This is a genomic window from Bradyrhizobium sp. AUGA SZCCT0222, assembly GCF_018130205.1.
Taxonomy (GTDB): domain Bacteria; phylum Pseudomonadota; class Alphaproteobacteria; order Rhizobiales; family Xanthobacteraceae; genus Bradyrhizobium.
Genome location: NZ_JAFCLX010000085.1, coordinates 1 through 17,556, shown reverse-complemented (window position 1 = coordinate 17,556; position 17,556 = coordinate 1). Strand labels below are relative to the sequence as shown.

The 17,556-nt window shown below is 57.4% G+C and carries 17 protein-coding genes and 4 pseudogenes; 12 read left to right on the top strand and 9 right to left on the bottom strand.

What is annotated here, in order from left to right; all coding sequences use genetic code 11:
- Positions 1 to 477 precede the first annotated feature (477 nt).
- The 3 genes and pseudogenes from JQ629_RS36350 to JQ629_RS36340 form a co-directional block, all read right to left on the bottom strand.
- Positions 478 to 792 carry a hypothetical protein gene (locus JQ629_RS36350; RefSeq protein WP_212416714.1) on the bottom strand — a complete coding sequence of 105 codons (315 nt, stop codon included), beginning with the start codon at positions 790 to 792 and terminating at the stop codon, positions 478 to 480.
- Positions 785 to 1,362, bottom strand: a pseudogene (locus JQ629_RS36345) (DinB family protein). Before JQ629_RS36345 ends, JQ629_RS36350 begins: the two are co-directional and overlap by 8 nt.
- Before the next feature lie 24 nt (positions 1,363 to 1,386).
- Entirely contained in the window at positions 1,387 to 1,854 is a 468-nt protein-coding gene (locus tag JQ629_RS36340) for a hypothetical protein (protein ID WP_212416713.1), read from the bottom strand.
- 171 nt (positions 1,855 to 2,025) lie between these two features.
- Between JQ629_RS36340 and JQ629_RS36335 the strand changes: the two genes are divergently transcribed.
- The gene (locus tag JQ629_RS36335; RefSeq protein WP_212416712.1) at positions 2,026 to 3,012 is read left to right on the top strand and encodes an ABC transporter substrate-binding protein; all 987 of its coding nucleotides are present in this window, start codon (positions 2,026 to 2,028) and stop codon (positions 3,010 to 3,012) included.
- Positions 3,013 to 3,087: 75 nt separating this feature from the next.
- Here the strand turns inward: JQ629_RS36335 and JQ629_RS36330 are convergent.
- Together JQ629_RS36330 and JQ629_RS36325 are read right to left on the bottom strand one after the other, a co-directional pair.
- Positions 3,088 to 3,725: pseudogene (locus JQ629_RS36330) on the bottom strand (tyrosine-type recombinase/integrase).
- A gap of 139 nt (positions 3,726 to 3,864) precedes the next feature.
- Positions 3,865 to 5,334 (bottom strand): DUF1254 domain-containing protein, encoded by a 1,470-nt coding sequence (locus JQ629_RS36325; RefSeq protein WP_212416711.1) that lies wholly within the window; start codon positions 5,332 to 5,334, stop codon positions 3,865 to 3,867.
- Positions 5,335 to 5,637: 303 nt separating this feature from the next.
- Between JQ629_RS36325 and JQ629_RS36320 the strand changes: the two genes are divergently transcribed.
- From JQ629_RS36320 to JQ629_RS36285, 8 genes and pseudogenes are all read left to right on the top strand, one after another.
- Positions 5,638 to 6,147 (top strand): MarR family winged helix-turn-helix transcriptional regulator, encoded by a 510-nt coding sequence (locus JQ629_RS36320; RefSeq protein WP_212416710.1) that lies wholly within the window; start codon positions 5,638 to 5,640, stop codon positions 6,145 to 6,147.
- Between the two features lie 10 nt (positions 6,148 to 6,157).
- Positions 6,158 to 7,135 carry a Bug family tripartite tricarboxylate transporter substrate binding protein gene (locus JQ629_RS36315; RefSeq protein WP_212416709.1) on the top strand — a complete coding sequence of 326 codons (978 nt, stop codon included), beginning with the start codon at positions 6,158 to 6,160 and terminating at the stop codon, positions 7,133 to 7,135.
- A gap of 15 nt (positions 7,136 to 7,150) precedes the next feature.
- On the top strand, positions 7,151 to 8,167 hold the full coding sequence (locus JQ629_RS36310; RefSeq protein WP_212416708.1) for a methyltransferase: 1,017 nt from the start codon (positions 7,151 to 7,153) through the stop codon (positions 8,165 to 8,167).
- A gap of 512 nt (positions 8,168 to 8,679) precedes the next feature.
- Positions 8,680 to 9,459 carry an ABC transporter substrate-binding protein gene (locus JQ629_RS36305; protein WP_349631373.1) on the top strand — a complete coding sequence of 260 codons (780 nt, stop codon included), beginning with the start codon at positions 8,680 to 8,682 and terminating at the stop codon, positions 9,457 to 9,459.
- A gap of 188 nt (positions 9,460 to 9,647) precedes the next feature.
- The gene (locus tag JQ629_RS36300; RefSeq protein ID WP_212416706.1) at positions 9,648 to 10,160 is read left to right on the top strand and encodes a GNAT family N-acetyltransferase; all 513 of its coding nucleotides are present in this window, start codon (positions 9,648 to 9,650) and stop codon (positions 10,158 to 10,160) included.
- Positions 10,161 to 10,351: 191 nt separating this feature from the next.
- On the top strand, positions 10,352 to 10,618 hold the full coding sequence (locus tag JQ629_RS36295; protein WP_212416705.1) for a hypothetical protein: 267 nt from the start codon (positions 10,352 to 10,354) through the stop codon (positions 10,616 to 10,618).
- Between the two features lie 485 nt (positions 10,619 to 11,103).
- Positions 11,104 to 11,432: pseudogene (locus JQ629_RS36290) on the top strand (response regulator transcription factor).
- On the top strand, positions 11,429 to 11,626 hold the full coding sequence (locus tag JQ629_RS36285) for a hypothetical protein (protein WP_212416704.1): 198 nt from the start codon (positions 11,429 to 11,431) through the stop codon (positions 11,624 to 11,626). The pseudogene JQ629_RS36290 and the gene JQ629_RS36285 overlap by 4 nt, the downstream one beginning before the upstream one ends.
- A 380-nt stretch (positions 11,627 to 12,006) precedes the next feature.
- On the opposite strand, the gene JQ629_RS36280 is transcribed toward JQ629_RS36285, so the two are convergent.
- Positions 12,007 to 12,183 carry a hypothetical protein gene (locus tag JQ629_RS36280; RefSeq protein WP_212416703.1) on the bottom strand — a complete coding sequence of 59 codons (177 nt, stop codon included), beginning with the start codon at positions 12,181 to 12,183 and terminating at the stop codon, positions 12,007 to 12,009.
- Between the two features lie 259 nt (positions 12,184 to 12,442).
- Positions 12,443 to 12,733: a hypothetical protein gene (locus JQ629_RS36275; protein ID WP_212416702.1), complete on the bottom strand. Its 291-nt coding sequence runs from the start codon at positions 12,731 to 12,733 to the stop codon at positions 12,443 to 12,445.
- Positions 12,734 to 13,577: 844 nt separating this feature from the next.
- Here JQ629_RS36275 and JQ629_RS36270 point away from each other — a divergent pair.
- A complete protein-coding gene (locus JQ629_RS36270; protein WP_212416701.1) occupies positions 13,578 to 13,766 on the top strand; it encodes a hypothetical protein in 189 nt (62 codons plus the stop codon).
- 90 nt (positions 13,767 to 13,856) lie between these two features.
- Here the strand turns inward: JQ629_RS36270 and JQ629_RS36265 are convergent, their stop codons facing one another.
- Positions 13,857 to 14,039 (bottom strand): hypothetical protein, encoded by a 183-nt coding sequence (locus tag JQ629_RS36265; RefSeq protein ID WP_212416700.1) that lies wholly within the window; start codon positions 14,037 to 14,039, stop codon positions 13,857 to 13,859.
- Between the two features lie 993 nt (positions 14,040 to 15,032).
- Here JQ629_RS36265 and JQ629_RS36260 point away from each other — a divergent pair.
- Positions 15,033 to 15,245, top strand: a complete 213-nt coding sequence (locus JQ629_RS36260; protein WP_212416699.1) for a hypothetical protein — start codon at positions 15,033 to 15,035, stop codon at positions 15,243 to 15,245.
- Positions 15,246 to 16,158: 913 nt separating this feature from the next.
- The gene (locus JQ629_RS36255) at positions 16,159 to 16,656 is read left to right on the top strand and encodes a hypothetical protein (RefSeq protein WP_212416698.1); all 498 of its coding nucleotides are present in this window, start codon (positions 16,159 to 16,161) and stop codon (positions 16,654 to 16,656) included.
- A 139-nt stretch (positions 16,657 to 16,795) separates the two neighbouring features.
- Here JQ629_RS36255 and JQ629_RS36250 read toward each other — a convergent pair.
- Positions 16,796 to 17,020 (bottom strand): annotated as a pseudogene (locus JQ629_RS36250) (ATP-dependent DNA ligase); the annotation flags it as partial.
- Positions 17,021 to 17,556 lie beyond the last annotated feature (536 nt).

Here is a 17,556-nt window from a genome sequence, read left to right as displayed (position 1 = left end):
CACGACGCGGTTTTGGATCTACGCTTCTCGAACGCACCTTAGCTGAAGATCTTGACGGACAAGTAACCGTCCAATTTAATCCGATAGGGCTTCGCTGCTCGATAGCCCTTCCCATTCCTTACGCTGCCGCCGCGAAAGCTCGTTACCTGTAGCTACTGCTTGGTGTCCTAAGACGAAATGTGCTCCCGAAGAAACCAGCCCCGGGACCGACGATGACAGCCAGCGTCTCAAGGCGCTTGTGGCAAGCGGAGCATCGGCTGCGCCCGCTGCCGCCATTTTCGGCCGGTCGATCGATCACATTCGCGAACGAGCCCGGAAGCTTGGCACACCCTTCCCAACTTGAAACGACGTAACGGATCGTGAACGATCATCGTCCAATCAACTGCCAAGAATGTTTCAAACAAGGTCGAGATCAAGTAGCAGGTTCGCGTGTCACGTCCTGCTTTCGAAGAGTTGCGTCAGTTGGATCATCAGAAGTCAATCGCTTGTAAATTTAGGCGGGGCAAATTGAGTAGCTTGAGCCGCTTCCATCGTTCTGTTGTAATATTCTTCCCGTTCTCGCTGAAATTTTTGCTGGTTTTCTCTGAATTTCTCCACTCGCCGTTGCATCATCGCGCGGTCAATCGCAAGTCTATCTTTCGGTGATAATACCAAGGACAGTGCATCACGAAGAACCGCCTGCACACCCGCGCTTGGAATCACTGCCTTGAGTGAATCGGCAGAGAAGTCTTGAACGATCGAAAGCGTCTCATCGATTAAGCTATTTCGTGTTTTTGGCCGTTGATCACTCACAATAATTGCCTGTTATTTGCAAAAGCCCAATTTCGGAAGGGGCTGCATCCACACTTCGTAGTTTTTCCAGTGATGGAGCAATACCGCCACGTTGAAACCCTAGTAGGTCGAGTGAAGGCGGCTCATCGCCAGTTAGGATCGTTAAGCAGGCATGACATTGGCCTCGGTGATGCGTTTGGTGGTTGAAGAGATGAAGCATCTTGTCCGCGAGGGGTTGAAAGTGCGGCATTCCAGATGTGGTTCGATAACGATGGGAAACGGACAAACTGGCGTCGTCGTAGGTATCGATCAGTGCAATAATCCGATTGTCTTCAGCGATGCGAGCCTGAGTTAGTTCCTTGCGATTGTCATATAGAATTTCGTCAAGTTGGTTCGGATGATCGCCTTCACCCGTCAACCGCTCATCCACAGCCGGTCAGTCAGGAGCAGATGGTTGAGGGTTGCATGAAGGCTTCCAAAGAAGACGCCGATGTGAAGTCGATACGCTTGGTCGGATAGATCAAATGCTGCAGCGTACAGGCGTGAATTGGCCCAGCGATTATATGCAGCCAATTGACGAAACTGAGTGATCCAACCCGGCTGCCTCCTAACTAATCATCGGCTGGAAAGGGTATTGCTGATCCTTGTTACAATCGCATCCCACTGACGCTTTTCTGATGCGGGATAGGAAATCAGCACACAGTTCACAAGACGGCTTGAGAAATTGCAGCGATTGTACCAGATATTGTCATTGCGGAAGCTGGACACTGCAAAGAATCGAGGTGTGATTTTCTTGTAGACGATGTTAGGTGGCGGGTTTTTTTTGGCCAAAAAGACAGCAGGTGAATCGCCCGCTACATTAGGAATCGACTGCACCGTCAGTTTTGCGCGACCATCCGATGTCTCAAAAAGCCGCCCGTATCCACTTTCTGGTTTTCCGGCCTCTTTCGAAAAAACCGCCGTCGGGATATCCACCACCGCGCCGCTTTCCGGAACAACGAAGCGCTGCCAGTCAACCGACTGCGCCATTGCTGCTGATGGTAACCAGACAAGCATCAGCAAGAAATAGAAGCCGCGTTTCATCGATCTTTCCCGAGTCTTGCGGCACTAATCTGGCCAGACCAGATTAGTTCCAGTTGTCTACAAAGAATAGCGCTGATAGAAACTCGGTTTTTCCAATGACGTTACCCATGCCGCGATGTGGTATGCTTCAACCTGGATCTAGCGTGGTCTTGAGCCTCATTGGAGGACTGCATGAGACGGCGCGATGTCATCATTCATCTCGGTGGGGCGGCTGCCGCGTGGTCACTGGCGGCGCGCGCGCAGGAAAGACCGAGAATTCCCAAGATCGGCATAATCATTCCCCGATCCGCTTTGGCAGCTATTGACAATGTTACGGCCTTCGAGGACTGCCTGCGGCAGCACGGGTACATCGAGGGCCAAAGCATCGCCATCGTCTGGCATTACGCCGATGGCAATTACGACCTACTAGCAGCCGTTGTAGATGAAATGCTTTCGGCAGGCGCGACCCTTCTTGTCGTCGGAGGTACGACACCGGCAGCAATCGTAAATAGAGCAACGAGCGCCACGCCGATCGTATTTGTTGGGGTTACTGACCCAATCGGAGCAGGTGTAGCACAAAGTCTCGCCCGACCGGGCGGTAATGCTACTGGTCTGGCCACAGCGCACGAGGAGGCATACGCCAGAAAATCCGTCGAGCTACTTAAAGAAGCACTGCCGTGGGCTTCACACATCGCCCTGCTTTACAATGTTGCGAACCCATTCAATGTGAACTTTCTGCGAGAGGCGGAACGGGTTGCCCCTTCGCTTATGGTTAGGATCGATCCTTTTGAGGCGCGAACCCCGCAAGAATTGGAGAATGCATTAAGCGCCATCTCAGGCAAACGGCCTCATGCCGTAATAGTGGCTACAGACCCATTTCTCGCCGGTCGCGTTAAGGAAATTGTGACCGCGACTACCCAACACAGGCTCCCCGCTATGTTTGGGTTCAGGGAGTATCCGCTCGCTGGCGGATTGATGTCATATGGCGCAAATCTCCCGGACATGTATCGACGGGCTGCGATGCATGTAGACCGAATCCTCAAGGGCGGTAAGCCAGCAGACGTGCCCATCGAGTTGCCTACAAAATTCGAGACAGTGATCAACCTCAAGACGGCCAAAACGCTTGGCATTGAAATGCCGCCGTCGCTGCTCGTCCGCGCCGACGAGGTGATCGAATAGGATTCGCGACTTCCGGTGTTGGCACGAACCGGCTGTCGAAGGGCGGGCAGAGCATGTCCGCTCTGCCCGGGTATTTCAGACATCCACTTGTTCCGCTTTGCCAGCGCGTCATCGACCTCAATGCCGAGATATCTCACCGTGCTTTCGATCTTGGTGTGCCCGAGCAAGAGCTGGACAGCCCTGAGATTGCCGGTCCGTCGATAGATCAGGGTCGCTTTTGTGCGTCGCAGTGAGTGCGTGCCAAACAGTCGGGGATCCAGCCCGACGCTTCCGATCCAGTCCGATACGAGCCGCGCATACTGACGGGTTGTCATACTGCGGCCAGGGCCGCGACGGCCGGTGAATAAGAACGCTCCGGGCCGTTTACCGGTGGATTTTAGATAGTCATCGACTGCTTGGCGGGTTTGCTCGCTCAATTCAAGCCTGACCGGCCGCCCGGTTTTCTTCTGCCGCACCGTTGCGCGATCCGCTGTGTATCCGCCCGCGGCTACATCCTCGACGCGGATGGCGACGACATCACAGCCGCGAAGCTTGCTGTCGATTGCCAGGTTGAACATGGCGAGGTCGCGAGCGCGGCCTTCGATCTGGAGCTTCGTCCGGATCGACCAGACGTGTTTGGGTCGCAGCGGTGGCTTTGCCCCGGTGAGCTTTCCCTTGTTCCACGGCACCCGCTTTGGCTTAGGGGTGGCGTTCACTTGATCCTGCATGGCCATACTCCTCGGCTTGGTTACAGAAGGCGAGAAGCATGTGCCACTGGATCAGGCGTCGGAATCAGGTCGGATTTCGGGTCGAAGCGGACTTCACACAGGACCTGGCCACAAACGACCTGTAGCCTTTGACCCGGAGCGGACATCAGACGATCAGTTCATCTTCTCGATGTCTGGTAGCTTCCAACTGCGGTTGAGATAGGCTTCCTGCGGCCCATAAAGTCGGAAATAGGCGAACCACGGCCTTGCCGGGATTGGTTTGCAGCCAGTTCTTCTCGTAGCCACCGGGTGCTTGCGGGCCGAAGTAGAGATCGACCGATCCATCAGCATTCTTTTTTAAATCATCGCGCGATGAGATGTCCGCGTTCTGTGTCTTGTTATCGATCCCGACGCGGTTGAAGGTGTCGTAGATCGTGAACGACCAGAACTGCTTGGCTGGCGGATTGGCCGGGACAGTCAGCTTATAGTTCTTGCTTCCGTCAAACCAGTTGCTGTCCTTATCCTTATAAGCACCGAGGTAGGCTTGTCCGATGCCCGGCGTCGTACTCACCATGCGCTTTGACGATGTGACTGCCTCATAGAAATAGTCGGCACGTTCGTCGAGTTGGCTGTAGTTGGGCGTCTCCTGCTCGGGATCGAACATAATGACGTAAGCCCATTTAGTGTCAGACCTGTAGTAAGAGTTATCAAACCGCTTGGCGTAGGAAATATTCATCGACATCAACTCGCCGATGAGCGCTCCTTCGGTCAACAATTTTGCCTGCCGGGCGTCAGGCTGGAATTTTTTGCCCTTCTCCAATCCGAGCGGCGCGAGCATGGCCGTCATCATGCGGTCGCGTTCTTCCACCGGCTCCTGCTGAAACATCTGGTCGAGGCTTTCCCAATATTTCATGCCGCGCGGCTGTACCTGGCTCCATGACTTGCCGTCCGGCCTGATCGAACGGTGTGAAGGTGGGTTGTCGCGCTGGGTGTAGGGATAGACCGAGAACTTATCCATCGCCGCCTTGAGCTTGTCCTCGCCGGGCTCAAGGACGCGGATGCCGATAAAAACATTGTTTGTGCGGGACTGGATCACGTAATATCCGTCTTGGGCTGGCGGTTTTTGGCCGGGTCCAATGACGAGATATTTTCCTCCTGCGCCCTTGTCGGGGCCTGCTTGACCAAGGTCGGCGACGGGCCTTTGCCAGAAATCGAGCACCATGCCGCCGAGTGCACCGGCAGGCTGATCGACAATGACTGGGCCGTCTTGGAGGTTTGCAAATGTAACAACGTAGGGTGTTGTGAAGTTCGCTGTCAGGATGCCGAGCTTGTCCTTGTAATTATTGTAAAGGACTACATCGCCTTGTTTGGCTCCGAAGCTCTCCTGACCGCGTTTCCACTCGTTCATCGCCACGATTGGCAGCGACCAGATATAGGCCTGACTAGCTCGCTGAAAATCTAACTCGTCGCACACCTTCTGCTCGACCTCCGCGTTCGCAGGTAGGCCCATGAGCAGGTCAATCTTGCCGATACATGTGTCAATGACGCCTGTCGTGCCGACATCCTCGGCGCTGCTAATACTTGAGAAGGTGGCAGCGGCGAGAAGCACGGAACCGAACAAAACTGCTTGGCGCATGAGTTTCTCTTTCAAATTTACCCGCAGACGAAGGTAGCTAACAAGGACTACCACGTCGCGGAACCAGCGAGCAGGTCGCCTATTGGCACAACGCGTCAGTTTGCGCGGTGCAAAGCCATGTCCGGAGTTGGGGGTAAAGCCGACCTGTCGGTTGAACGCCCGGACTTCTCAGTTTGACCCCAAACGGACATCGGCGCTGGCAAGCGTTATTCACACGCTTTTCCAAATTCCTGCGATCCATCTTGACGCGCGTAGTATAATCAAATATATGATGATAAAATATTTTACCATATAGAGCCGAGCATGACGCGCGCCCCCACCCCCACCGAAAAACGGACACAAATCCCGTTGCGGCTCGCACCGATGCCTCTGGCCCGGCGGTTTCAGCAGATTTGCACGACGGCGATGGCGGAGTCACTTGAAGGCAACGAACTCACGCCGCTGCAGTATGGGGTGCTCGCCTATGTGTGGGGCGAGCCCGACGTCGATCAAGTCGGACTTGCCTTGCGCGTTGGTATCGATCGCACCAATGCCGGACTACTCGTGGATCAGCTCGAAGCGAAAGGCCTGCTGGTTCGCCGTGTCAGCGAGACGGACCGCCGCGTACGCCAGCTGCGTTTGACACCGCGTGGAGAGGCTCTTCACCAACACCTAGCGCCGATCGTGCGACGCCGCCAGGACAAACTCCTCTCGGGCCTCGGCGTCGCCGAGCGCGATGTTTTCATTCAAATGCTGATCCGCGTGATCAACGCGAACGAAGTGCTTGCCCGCCCTGGCGCGGGCCGAAAGAAGAGATCGCCAGTCGCCGTGTGAGGATGCTCCCATGCTCAGTTGGCTTCGGAAACTCGTGTTCTCGATCATTCTCGTCCTTGTCGTTGTTGGCGGATCAAGGTCCGCAGTCGCCGAAAGCTGGCCGCAGCGCACCGTCCGAATCGTCGTCCCTTTTTCAGCCGGAAGCGCAATCGACGTCGCAGCGCGCATTATCGGCGATGGATTGACCAGGCGCTGGGGACAATCGGTTGTGATCGAGAACAAGCCCGGAGGGGAAACGATCATTGGTACAAGTGCATTTGTCTCCGCGCGCGATCAGCACGCACTGCTCTACACTACGTTCGGGACGCTCTCCGTCCTGCCGCTCACAGTCGACAGCCTGCCGTTCAATCCGCAAACCGACTTGGTCCCACTCGTCCCTACGGTGTCGGTGGTTGTCGCCGTTTCGGTCACGAATAGTCTCGGGGTGAGCACACTTTCCGATCTCGAAGCCCTGATCCGTTCGCGACCTGGCGAATTCGCATGGGCCTCCAGCCCAACATTGCCGCGCTACGTGTTCACGATGTTCCTCAAGCAACGCGGTCTCGAAATGAGCTACGTGGGCTATCGTGACGCCTCCCAACCACAAGCCGATCTCGGGGAAGGCCGCATCCATGCCTTCGTTGCGGCCATTCCGACGTCGACGCCCGCGGTCGCTGCCGGAAAAGCGCGCTTTGTTGCAACCACCGAGCCTCAACGCACGACGATACTGCCCGAGGTCCCTAGCGCGGCTGAGGCAGGCTACGACGAGCTCTCGTTTGTAGGCGGCGCAGGCATGTTTGTGGGAAACGACATGCCGGCCAGCATCCGCGAGCGAGTCATCGCCGACGTCAATGCGGTGCTGTCAGACGCTGTTATCTCCGGCAAACTGAAGGCGGCGGGCCAGCAAGTGATCGGTGGCGGCCCCGAAGTCCTGAGGAGACTCGTAGAGCAGCAAGCGGCGCGCGTTGTCGAAATCTCGAAGTCGATCGACCTGAAGTCGATCAGATAGGACGGAAGGCACTCCGTGTCGAATGCCCTCGTGTTCGCAGATCGCTTGCTGGACCTACTCGGCGGACATCGCGTCACCGCCGCATTGTGCACTGCGGTTGAGCTTGGAGTGGTCGAGGCACTCACTGCCGGCGAACGAACCGCTACCGAGGTCGCCAATGAATGCTCGACACACGCACCGTCAACCGAGCGATTGCTGATCGCCCTGGTGGCGCTCGGCATATGTCAATCGGTCGGCCCAACTCGCTATCGACTGACGGATATGGGCGCGTGCCTCGCCAACAGCGCAAGCCATTCGCTGCGCAGTTGGGCGCTGTTCGAAGGGAAAATGCTGTCGCACTCGTGGATGGGGCTTGCCGAATCTGTGCGGAGCGGCAGAACGGCGGCAGAACTCGCAGGAGCCGACGGCGGACGATATGGGCAAATGCATCGTGATCCTGAGGCCGCATTGGTGTTCGACGCGGCGATGGCAAACATGACACGCCTCGTCGCGCGCGATCTGATCGCAGCCGGCGATTTCAATAGCGCAGGCAAGGTTTTGGATGTCGGCGGCGGCGCGGGAACATTGCTCGTCGAGATACTCCGCGCCTGTCCCACAACGTCGGGCAGCATTCTCGATCTGGAGAGATGCGAGGCCGCTGCCCGGCGGGCCATAGATGCCGCCGGTATGCGGTCGCGCGCAAGCTTCCTCACCGGGGATTTTTTTGCCGGCATACCTGCAGGCTTCGACACGCTCCTTCTCAAGAACGTGCTTCACAATTGGGACGACGAACGCTGCGTCGTACTGCTCGCAAACTGCCGTTCAGCGCTGGCAGATGCGGGCCGCATCGTCATCGCCGAGCGCTTCTTGCCGCCGCGAGATTATTCCAGCAGGTCCGCGTCGACGGCGTTGGGTGACCTCAACATGTTGCGCGGGCCTGGCGGCCGCGAACGAAGCGAAGCGGCCTATTGCGGGCTCGTGACCAGTGCCGGTCTTCGCGTCGCGCGCCGGATTCCGGCGGGCCGATACGATTTGCTAGTTGCGACGCGATGAGGAAGACGCCACACGGACTTGGGAAGCCCTTGACTGGATCCTAGGAGGCCTGAAGCAGCTCCCACTTCCGTTATTGGCATGAACCGGACCAAGTTGCCGGTCTGTTGGTGTCCGTTGTTCGAGGTGGCCCGGAAGTGACCGGCGGAGGGTCAAGCCGACGCGGAACACGAAGCGGAAATTCGGTGCAGCGCGGGCTAGGTCGTCGATCCTGCATGCGGCTAATTGCATCACGTTCACCCGATTTAGAAGCTGGTAGGCTAGGTCCGCTCTAGGCGCGGTCCTTGAAAGGGAGGGACGAATGCGACGACGGGAGTTCATCGCCTTCGTTGGTGCGGTATTCATACCGCCGCGTGCCGCAAGATCACAGCAATCGGCGAGAGTGTACCGGATCGCAATAATGCATCCGTCTCATCCGATAACCGAGCTGAACGAACGCAGCCGCTTCCGTTACTATCGGGAGTTCTTCGGGGGACTACGCCAGCTCGGGTATGTCCAGGGAAATAACCTGGTGATTGAGCGTTTCACCGGCGAAGGGCGCGCGGAGATTTATCCCAAACTCGCTCGCGACGTCTCGGCCAGCAATCCAGAACTTGTGTTTGCATCGGCGTTTCGCTGGTCCCGCCCTGAAACAGGCAACGTCAACAATTCCGATTGTTGCCATGACCAGCGATCCGGTCAATTTCGGCATTGCGGCGAGTATTGCGCGGCCCGGTGGAAACATCACCGGCGTCACCGTCGATGCCGGTTTGGAGCTTTGGGGAAAACGCCTTCAGCTTTTCAGGGAACTAGTTCCAACCATATCCAAACTCGGGATCATGGCTGTGCGAACTAGTCCCGAAGGTGCTGCAATGCAAGGAGTGGCCGAGAAAGCAGGCATCACCGTCGTGGGGCCGTCTATGGTCGATAGCGGCAGTGACGATGAATATCGAAATGTCTTCGCCACTATGTCGCAAGCGGGCGTTGACGCCCTCTTCGTCGATGGAAGTCCGGTACACATCACAAAGCGACAACTGATCGGCGAACTCGCTGCAAACCATCGGATACCAGCCATTTACCCATTTCGTTCGTTTGTCGATGCCGGTGGGCTGATGGCTTATGGCATCGATCTTGTGGAGATTTTTCGCCAAGCCGCCCACGTCATTGATCGTATCCTGAAGGGCGCGAAACCCGCCGACATTCCTTTTTATCAGCCAACTAAGTTCGAGCTCGTCATCAATCGCACTGCTGCAAAGAACATCGGACTAGCGGTTTCCGAACAGCTGCTTGCACGGGCCGACGAGGTGATCGAATAACTGTCCGATGTCCGAGTCTGGCACCTTTGAGACGTGCCTGCCTATCCTGAGAATGTCCGTTCACCGGGGTAGACCGGAAGTCGCCGTGGTCCGGCCAAATGACCCAGAACAGGCATACAACGGGCATTCCATTGGGTCTCAGCTAGTCTAGGGCTAACGTAGGACGAGGGTGGCCGTGAGGACAAACAATGACGGACACACAGCGCGTAATTGCACTCGCCACACTAGATGACGTTAGCGGGATTCTCGATCTGCAGGACCGCAATCTTTCGGACAGAGGCGGCTCTCTGTCAGTTCCGTTTTCGCGAAACTGGTTTGAAACGGCAGTCGCCAACGCTCAGGTAATTGTTGCTCGAAGCAATGGGCTGGTTGTGGGCTACCTCGTATTTTGCACTTTCGCGGAGCAAGCGCACGTTCCTCTCGTGCAGGCCATGCTCAAAGTTTACCCAGGCAAACCCAACGCTTATAATTACGGGCCGATTTGCGTCGCCGAGAGCGAACGCGGGCGAGGGTTCGCTGGTGCAATGTTTGCGGCACTACGGGCGCGGCTTCCGGAGCGAGAGGGCGTTGCGTTCATCCGCCGCGACAACACAACCTCGCTGCTGGCTCATATAAAGATGGGTATGCAAGAGGTCGCCGAATTTACACATGACGACCTTGAATTCGTCGTCGTGGCTTACGGGGGGCGATCAACTACATAAGACAAGAGCGAGTGCATGTTCGCTCATGATTTTTCGGACCTCCCGCCATGGCCAGTCAATGTCCGCTCTTGAGGTGAGAGCGGACATCCATGTCGCGGGGCCCAACTGTTCCCGGCACCCCCAGTTGTCGCCTGTTTTGTAGGAACGATGGCCTGCGGAGACCGTTCACACGGACGAGAAAGGGCCGAACCATGAAGCGCATGAGTGTGAGCCAAATCTTTCTCTTGGCCGTTCTTGTCTTTCTGCTCGCCCTCACAGGAATTTGGGCGGTGACCGCTTGGAATTCTGCTGGCGACATTCAGATGAGCAAACACGGTTGGATAGCCTTGGGGCTTGGGACCTTCTTTTCCCTCCTGATCGGCTGCGGGCTCATGGCCTTGATGTTCTACAGCAACCGTAGCGGTCACGACGACAAAGCCGACCCATTTAGGAAGGGGCCCCAGCCTCCCTTCACGTAAGGTCGGCCCTGAGTTGGCGGCTCTAAGTAAACGGCCCCAGCAGGGGGTCTAGGTCCACTGGAGCCGTCTCTGGTCAGACCCGGTCATGACACCGGAGCATTTAATCTACCGGAAACCTAAGTTGGCGGTGGACGGCACCGGCGCGGGGTACTGGGCTAGTTTGATATGTCGAGAACAAACATGGGACGTGGATTGCTGTGGAAACGTCTGAAATCCACCGAGTTTTGTTCTGGGCAAAACTACGGACCCCGGTTTGGCACAAACTGCACATGCACACCGACTCTTCCTCAGCTAAGCTGGCAGACGACAGTCTCTGGGCAGCGAACTGCATGTTCACTCTTGAACATTTCGGCGGTCGATAATGCCCGCGCGGTTCATGATCTGATGCTGCAACGCCGTCGCGGCCGGGGGAAACCACGGTGCAAGATCAAGGGCAGGAATCACCTATCATCCTGGTGGTCGAAGACGATCGCCTAATCCTAGGCATGGTCGAGGAGGCTTTGATCGCGGCGGGCTTTCAAGTCGCACGGGCCGCCTCCGGGGAGGAAGCGGTGACCCTCCTAAAGGGAAATCCGACGAAGTATCGTGCGCTGGTCAGCGACATCAACTTGATTGTCGGTTCGACGGTTGGGAGATCGCCCGCGCCGCTAGGGAAGTCGATCCGTCGTTCGCCGTCGTCTACATGACCGGGGCATCAGCCGATGACTGGCCCTCGATGGGCGTTCCCAACAGCATTCTGCTTACTAAGCCTTTTGCTCCGGCCCAGCTTGTTACAGCGGTTTCCCAGCTTCTCAACCTTGGTGGTCCATCATGACGACCCTTACCAATCTGCTCGCCCGCAAACAGCAACTGCTGGATCGCATGGCGGAAGATGCAGGTAACGAGCGCGAGGAGATCGAACGCCTGCTCAAGCAGATCGTTACAGCCTTGGACCTACTTGGGCACGCTGGTCCCGGCACGTCGAGCAACGTGCCTGCTGGTGATAGGCCTCGTCTTGACGGCGCATAGGTTGACCACGGCCCAATACCTTGCCTTGCAAGCCACAGCAGCGGGCAAAGCATTTCGAACGCACACCAGCACGGCCTACACGCTCACCGGACCATGCGGCAGCAAAGCCCTGTGGGCTTTGGTCCGCTTAAACCTAATTGCCGACCCAGCGAAGGCCATAGAGGATCCACGCTACCAGATGGTAGTCACAAAAAAAGGACGGGCTGCGCTCGCAGCCCATGACAGGACAAAAAGTGCGCAACACTCGGCCAAATAGCGGCGAGGGGCCGTTCCATCTTGGCTATGGCAGCACGGGCCAGGAACTTATGTGAGTTCACGCAGGCCGGTGCGGCTGTTGGGCTGGCGGGCGACAACAGTCGTGACGGCAGCTGCGGAAAACGTCAGTCGAACGTCGGATAGACAATCGTCTGGCCGTTCGCGCACTTCGCAATGTTGATATCCATAAATCCGAGGCTAAATTTCTGCGTTCTAACGCACACGACCAGATTGTCCTTGCCACCGTTGACGGCGTCCAGTTCGTCCACCGAAAGCTCACGCTCCGCAGTCTTGGTCCTCATTTCCCTTACTCCTGTTTGCAGGCCTACGGGATTGTCGCCTGTGTCGGCAGCTCTACCGAGTTCGGATCGGTGCTGCTGTGATGCTAATCACGCTGAGGAGGCTGCGTTCGTCAAAGTGCTCAAAGAGGCGGCGGCCTATATGGCGTTACCACAAGAAAAACAGCGCGCACCGGAATGGAGGCGATGATCGGCGCGGTGCCAATCTCGACCACGCGGCGATGATGGGCGTGCGGTTTGTTTTACCTCGGGCCGCACGCCCTTATCTGCCCCAAGTGGTCCCGAACTCACTGAACAGGCCGCTACAGTCGAGTCGGTTACCAACGTAATGATGCACGTTTCCACCGCGCGGTGAGAGCATCGTGGCTATCTGATCTTGGATGACATTGATATCGGCACCCGATCTTCCGATGCTGGTCCCGTAAACGGTGGTGCTCCCATCGCGTGCAGGCGGTGCAGCCTTGAGCAAATCCATATTTTGCTGATGGTAGTGCAGACCGAGAAAGATGATGCGCTCAGCCGCCGAGACTTCGTCTCCGAGCGCCTTGAGCATATCTTCATCCTCGACCTGCTCATTGAAAGTGCGAATGTTCTCAGCCGCAGTAACGAGCGTCGCTGCATCTAGTTTGTGGCCGAAGGGTAAGGCGGACGTGCAGACCGTCGTACACGCGGCGTTTGACCGGGTCCGTAGCCAGATCACGGATCAGTCTTGCTTCTGCGGCATCGGTTCGCAGCTTTTCGGTAGTTGCCCTGTAATCCTTCATGGCGCACTGCTCCATCTGAGGAAGGCGGGTGCGCAACCGGGCGCTCTCATCACCGATGTAAGCCGAGGGCGGTGCGGTGATTGGACCAGTCTGGCATGTTCGGTATCCGACATACTGGTCAAAACAGCTCACCGTAGGGATTTTTAGCGGGGCGGCCGAAGACCGGCCGATAGGAGCCAGTCATTCACATGCGAGGCGGCCTCAGCATGCCGGGCCCTTTGTATCAAATCATCACGCTGTGGGCCGGGCTGGAGCGTTTGCGCCTCTTCGTTCAGTCGTAGGGCGTGTAGCGCCATTCGATCTTGTAGCAGCAGTTTAGCTTGGCTGGCGTGGTGAGGCATAAGTACCCCCTGATCCATGGCGGGAGCGCAACGCTCTCAATCACCGGTGGATGCCGTGATGCGCGGTGATGGACCATCGTTGCATGACCGGTGGCCGAGTCAGCGGTCAAAACAGCTCACATCGCGAAATCGTTAACAACTGAAGCGGCTCCAAGGCCGCGCGCTGATCCCGATGCTGCAGCAGCGCAGGCCTATCGCTGGCGTGATTTGCCTCACGGTACTGCGGGGACTTTTGAATGAGCGTGGTACGCACGAGCGACGGATGGACCACGCTGGCCTATATGGAGAAATCATGAGCAACATTAAGCGTATCGAGAGCCTTGGCGAACTGACGGACGACAATCTCGCGGTGGTGGTTGGTGGTCGTCCCAAACTCACGAGTCTAGCCTTAGCTAGGCAGTGTTGGAAAGACGGAGACCTTGTTGGCGCTTACAATGCTATCACGGCCTGGCAGGCCAGCCGCGGCGGGCCCTTTATTTAAGAACCGGGAAACCGGAACAAGCCGCTGTCGTCGGGTGTTTCGGCAAGGCATCTAACGAAAGAGGCCGCCAACTGAGGCGGCCTTACTTCGTTATGTCCCCGTTGACTTCGAATGAAGCATGGCTTGCTCAACCTGATCCGCAAGGGCTGTCAGGTGCAGGGCCAGTCGGTCGAACATCTCCCGCTTTTTCAGGTCGGTGGCGAGGTCGCAAATGAGCCTGCATTCGGCCGCGTCGGTCCTGAGCTTTTCTAGTTGTTTTTGATAGTCCTTCACGGCGGGCACTCCAGCTAGCCACGAAGACACTAACTGCAAACCAGACCACCGCTGCAATAATTCTAGCGAAAGTGCAGAATATTCACAGAAGCCGCGTTGGCAGCGGCTGCACGGGGGCGAGCGTCACCTAAAGCTTACGGGCTCAAGGCCGCGCTGATCCCGATGTTGCAGCAGGGCAGGTCTATCGGCGGCGTGTTCGATGAAGTATCCGGTGAGGCACCAAATGCAAGAGGCTGCCAAGAGAGGCGGCCTTACTTTTGGGCTGGAATGTCGCGACCTTACGCGCCTCTTGCCATAGCTCTATCGCGTGCCCGTCCACCAGTTGTTCGGCGCACCGCTTGGCTTCCTCGTCATTGCCGCAATGAACCTCAATGCGATTCCGGATATGTCCGCCATCGTCTATGACGTAGGCGTAATATCCCCACGGCGGCATGGCGTTTACTTCGGCGGCTGGAGTCCGGGTGACCTTAGCCAATCCTGCATACGCGCGGCGGTCTCTGCCTCCCGCGCCTTGCGGAGCAGTCTCTCTCGCTCAAACCCGGGTGGGCTGCCTCGCGCCTCGTCACGCAGCCGCTTTGCCTGTTCTGCTAAGCGCTGATCTAGTGGGGTGCCGTGCTGGATACGGCGTCGCTGCATGGCGCTGCTCCATTCCTCTAACAGGCAAGAGCGCTGACCAGACGTTCTCATCACCGGTGGATGCCACGGGCGTTACGGTGATGGTCGAATCATAATGCCCAAAAATACCCGGTGTCTGTCCGGTGCCGGACACAATCAAACTAGGCCTGAATCGGCCGCTGCGACCGGCCGAGGCCTCCAACTGCCCGCTGCCTATTAATTGCCTATTAATTCGTATTTCTAGTTGTAGGCGGTCGGGTCGACACTTTTGGAAATTGAAGAAACCACTGGGAGAGAAGGGTTTCTTTGGTGAGCGCGGAGGGACTCGAACCCTCGACCCCATGATTAAAAGGCTCGCGACAAAAGGGAGAATTTATTATGTCGGAACGAGACATCGAAGGCAAAGCCGCCCTTGGACAAGACGATAAGGGCGGGGGAGCGACGATCCGGATCGTTTTGCAAAGGGTCAATGCAAGAGGGTGTTCGAGCGCGGTGCTTCCGGACGGAACGGTCCTTGTCACCGGCAGCCGCCAGCCATTGCTGGACGCGGCGCGGATGTTGCTGAAGCTGGGTTGTTCGCCCAACACCTAGATCGAGGTGTGGCGGCCCGGCGCGTGCCAATTTGCGATGCGTGCGGTGGTGGGTGTGGCGGCTGGGCTAACAGTCGACGAAACGCGGACGATATTTGCGCCTTGGAAACCCTTTTCCTCGTCGGCGGTAGCGGCAGCAGCTCGTTCTTTGGAGGCGGGGGCTAGCTCCCTAGCCAAGCCCGCCAGTGACGCCTCCACGGGCTCCCAAGACCGTCCGCACGGCTTGCCTAGGAGGAGGCATTCGGCGCCCGCGCGCTAATCGAACCAACCGCGTTCGATCGGTAAGAGGGCGCCCATCGTGGTGCTTGGACCCTCGGTCTACTCCACGCAAGCAAGCTCGCAGCCGGTCGCCCGCGCAATATGCAGGCGGTCTTGATCTGGTCTTGTCCCGCCGCGGCTCGTTTCCGAGCGCGATGAATGACCTCAGGCGGCGCACCTCGACGCGCCACGGATGCCGGACCCGACTTGTCCGACTAGGTACGACCCCAAACGGTCCGCAGCGCGCCGGTGCGCTACATGATCTGCGTCAATCCGGAAACAAACAAATTCGCGGGTTCAGGTGCGCCCATTCCTTCCCGCGGCCTTCAGAACACCCGGCAACCCCGGGGACGGTTGACAGGCAGATAGCATCGTCAGCGGGATGACAACCCGTTCCGGTGTGTTCTGCGAGAGAGCCGAAAAAATCTCTCAGCGGACATGGCGGGGACAACGCCGTGCGGGTCCAACAAACCCGAAGGGACACGAGTACGCGGGGCTTCGGCCCTCCCGGTCGTCGGGGGCTTCAGGAAGGGATGCATCCCATGCTGAAGGCGGAAAGGGCGGAGCTATCGCTAAAGCTTGAAGTATACGCAACGCAGTGACCGGCGTTCGGACTGAACATCTCAGAAATCGAGACGTGATTGAGGAGTTTTACGATGACGAAACCAGAGATATCGTACTGCGACATCCGAGATTGGTTGGCCGGACTTGCTGCTGCGATCGAGCTTGACCAGATTCGGGTCGATGCGTTGCCAAAGGAGAGGTTCCCCCCTCAATACGACGACGGTAGTTGGCGTCTTTGGCGCAAAGAACACCTCGAGTTCATCGCCCGCCTGCTCCCCACCATCGATGAAATACCGCCGCCAACTTTGAAACAAATTGGGCGGCTCGCATTCAAATACGAGTCTGCCGTTGTGAACGGCATTTTGCTCGGCATTTTGGCGGACGTCGCCAGTAAAGACTGTGCATACGAAGAGCTGACCACGGCTGGTCTCTTCTTGAACGAGCTGATCCGGCGGGTCTTGCTTAAAGGCGTGCCTGTCGCTGGAGACGCGCGGGACAGGATAACGCGTTGGGTGCCCGTCACCGATCCCTTGGGTATCGCTCAAGATACTGAATGCCTTTACGGCGTGCCGTCGGGATGTGTGAATTAAGTCCACGAAGACAGCACTAGCGCCGAAACGATCATTACACCATGGTTCCGCTTCACTCTGAACGGATGGTGCAGGTTACCAACACTGAGGTCAGCGTCAGCTTACGGCGCTTATATGCTAGGAGGCGTCGGCGATCGTCCTTAAACGGTTGGTCCCAGTCATTGCCGCGCCGCGTGAAAACCTTGATCGCTTCGTTGGCGAGGTGGACCTGAATGCGGTAGCCGTCGAACTTGATCTCGTGGATCCAGCGTTCGCCGTTCGGTACGTTGCCGATCGAAGTTGCAAGCGCTGGCTCGATGAATCCGGGAAAGGGCGCCTTGACGCCGATTGCCGCCGGTTTCTTGCGCGAAAGGCCACGGGTCACACCAGACGTATCGGCAGCGGCAGCTGCACATCGCGGTAGCGGTCGAAGCGGTCGGTAAAGCCTTGCAGGAAAAACGGGATATCGCGGTCCTGCAGATCGCAGCGTCGGCGCAGCTCATGGGCGACGTCCTCGGAAACGTCCTCCGACCAGCGCTCGGCAGTGTTGAAGGCGATAATTCGGGTTGCTGAATTGCCCGTTGAGCAGGTCCCGGATGACCGTCTTGAGGTCGGTGTCTCATAGTCGGTCTCGCGCCAGGCGCGGCCGATTTACCGAATCATCCGCCACCAGGTACACCGTATTGTCGTTGCCATTGGGCACGATCGACGGTGTCCAATTGGAACTACGCATCAAAGCAACTCCTACGCTACAGAACCGGGTTTCAAGCGAAACGCTGCTGATTCGTTCCCCACTCTGGAACGGGATGCCGGCTAAGCGATTAAATTAGCAGGAGGAACCATGAGCAAAGAAACCCCGAAAGACGACCCTCGCCAACGCACCGATCAAGGCTCGCACGCACAGACGGACAAGCCATGGAA

What these genes read in the sequence shown, in the direction of transcription:
- JQ629_RS36275 (WP_212416702.1), bottom strand. Translation starts at nt 12,733, where the DNA reads ATGCTCAAGGCGCTCGGAGACGAAGTCTCGGCGGCTGAGCGCATCATC.
- JQ629_RS36340 (WP_212416713.1), bottom strand. Translation starts at nt 1,854, where the DNA reads ATGAAACGCGGCTTCTATTTCTTGCTGATGCTTGTCTGGTTACCATCA.
- JQ629_RS36315 (WP_212416709.1), top strand. Translation starts at nt 6,158, where the DNA reads ATGCTCAGTTGGCTTCGGAAACTCGTGTTCTCGATCATTCTCGTCCTT.
- JQ629_RS36255 (WP_212416698.1), top strand. Translation starts at nt 16,159, where the DNA reads ATGACGAAACCAGAGATATCGTACTGCGACATCCGAGATTGGTTGGCC.
- JQ629_RS36260 (WP_212416699.1), top strand. Translation starts at nt 15,033, where the DNA reads ATGTCGGAACGAGACATCGAAGGCAAAGCCGCCCTTGGACAAGACGAT.
- JQ629_RS36270 (WP_212416701.1), top strand. Translation starts at nt 13,578, where the DNA reads ATGAGCAACATTAAGCGTATCGAGAGCCTTGGCGAACTGACGGACGAC.
- JQ629_RS36295 (WP_212416705.1), top strand. Translation starts at nt 10,352, where the DNA reads ATGAAGCGCATGAGTGTGAGCCAAATCTTTCTCTTGGCCGTTCTTGTC.
- JQ629_RS36280 (WP_212416703.1), bottom strand. Translation starts at nt 12,183, where the DNA reads ATGAGGACCAAGACTGCGGAGCGTGAGCTTTCGGTGGACGAACTGGAC.
- JQ629_RS36285 (WP_212416704.1), top strand. Translation starts at nt 11,429, where the DNA reads ATGACGACCCTTACCAATCTGCTCGCCCGCAAACAGCAACTGCTGGAT.
- JQ629_RS36335 (WP_212416712.1), top strand. Translation starts at nt 2,026, where the DNA reads ATGAGACGGCGCGATGTCATCATTCATCTCGGTGGGGCGGCTGCCGCG.
- JQ629_RS36325 (WP_212416711.1), bottom strand. Translation starts at nt 5,334, where the DNA reads ATGCGCCAAGCAGTTTTGTTCGGTTCCGTGCTTCTCGCCGCTGCCACC.
- JQ629_RS36300 (WP_212416706.1), top strand. Translation starts at nt 9,648, where the DNA reads ATGACGGACACACAGCGCGTAATTGCACTCGCCACACTAGATGACGTT.
- JQ629_RS36320 (WP_212416710.1), top strand. Translation starts at nt 5,638, where the DNA reads ATGACGCGCGCCCCCACCCCCACCGAAAAACGGACACAAATCCCGTTG.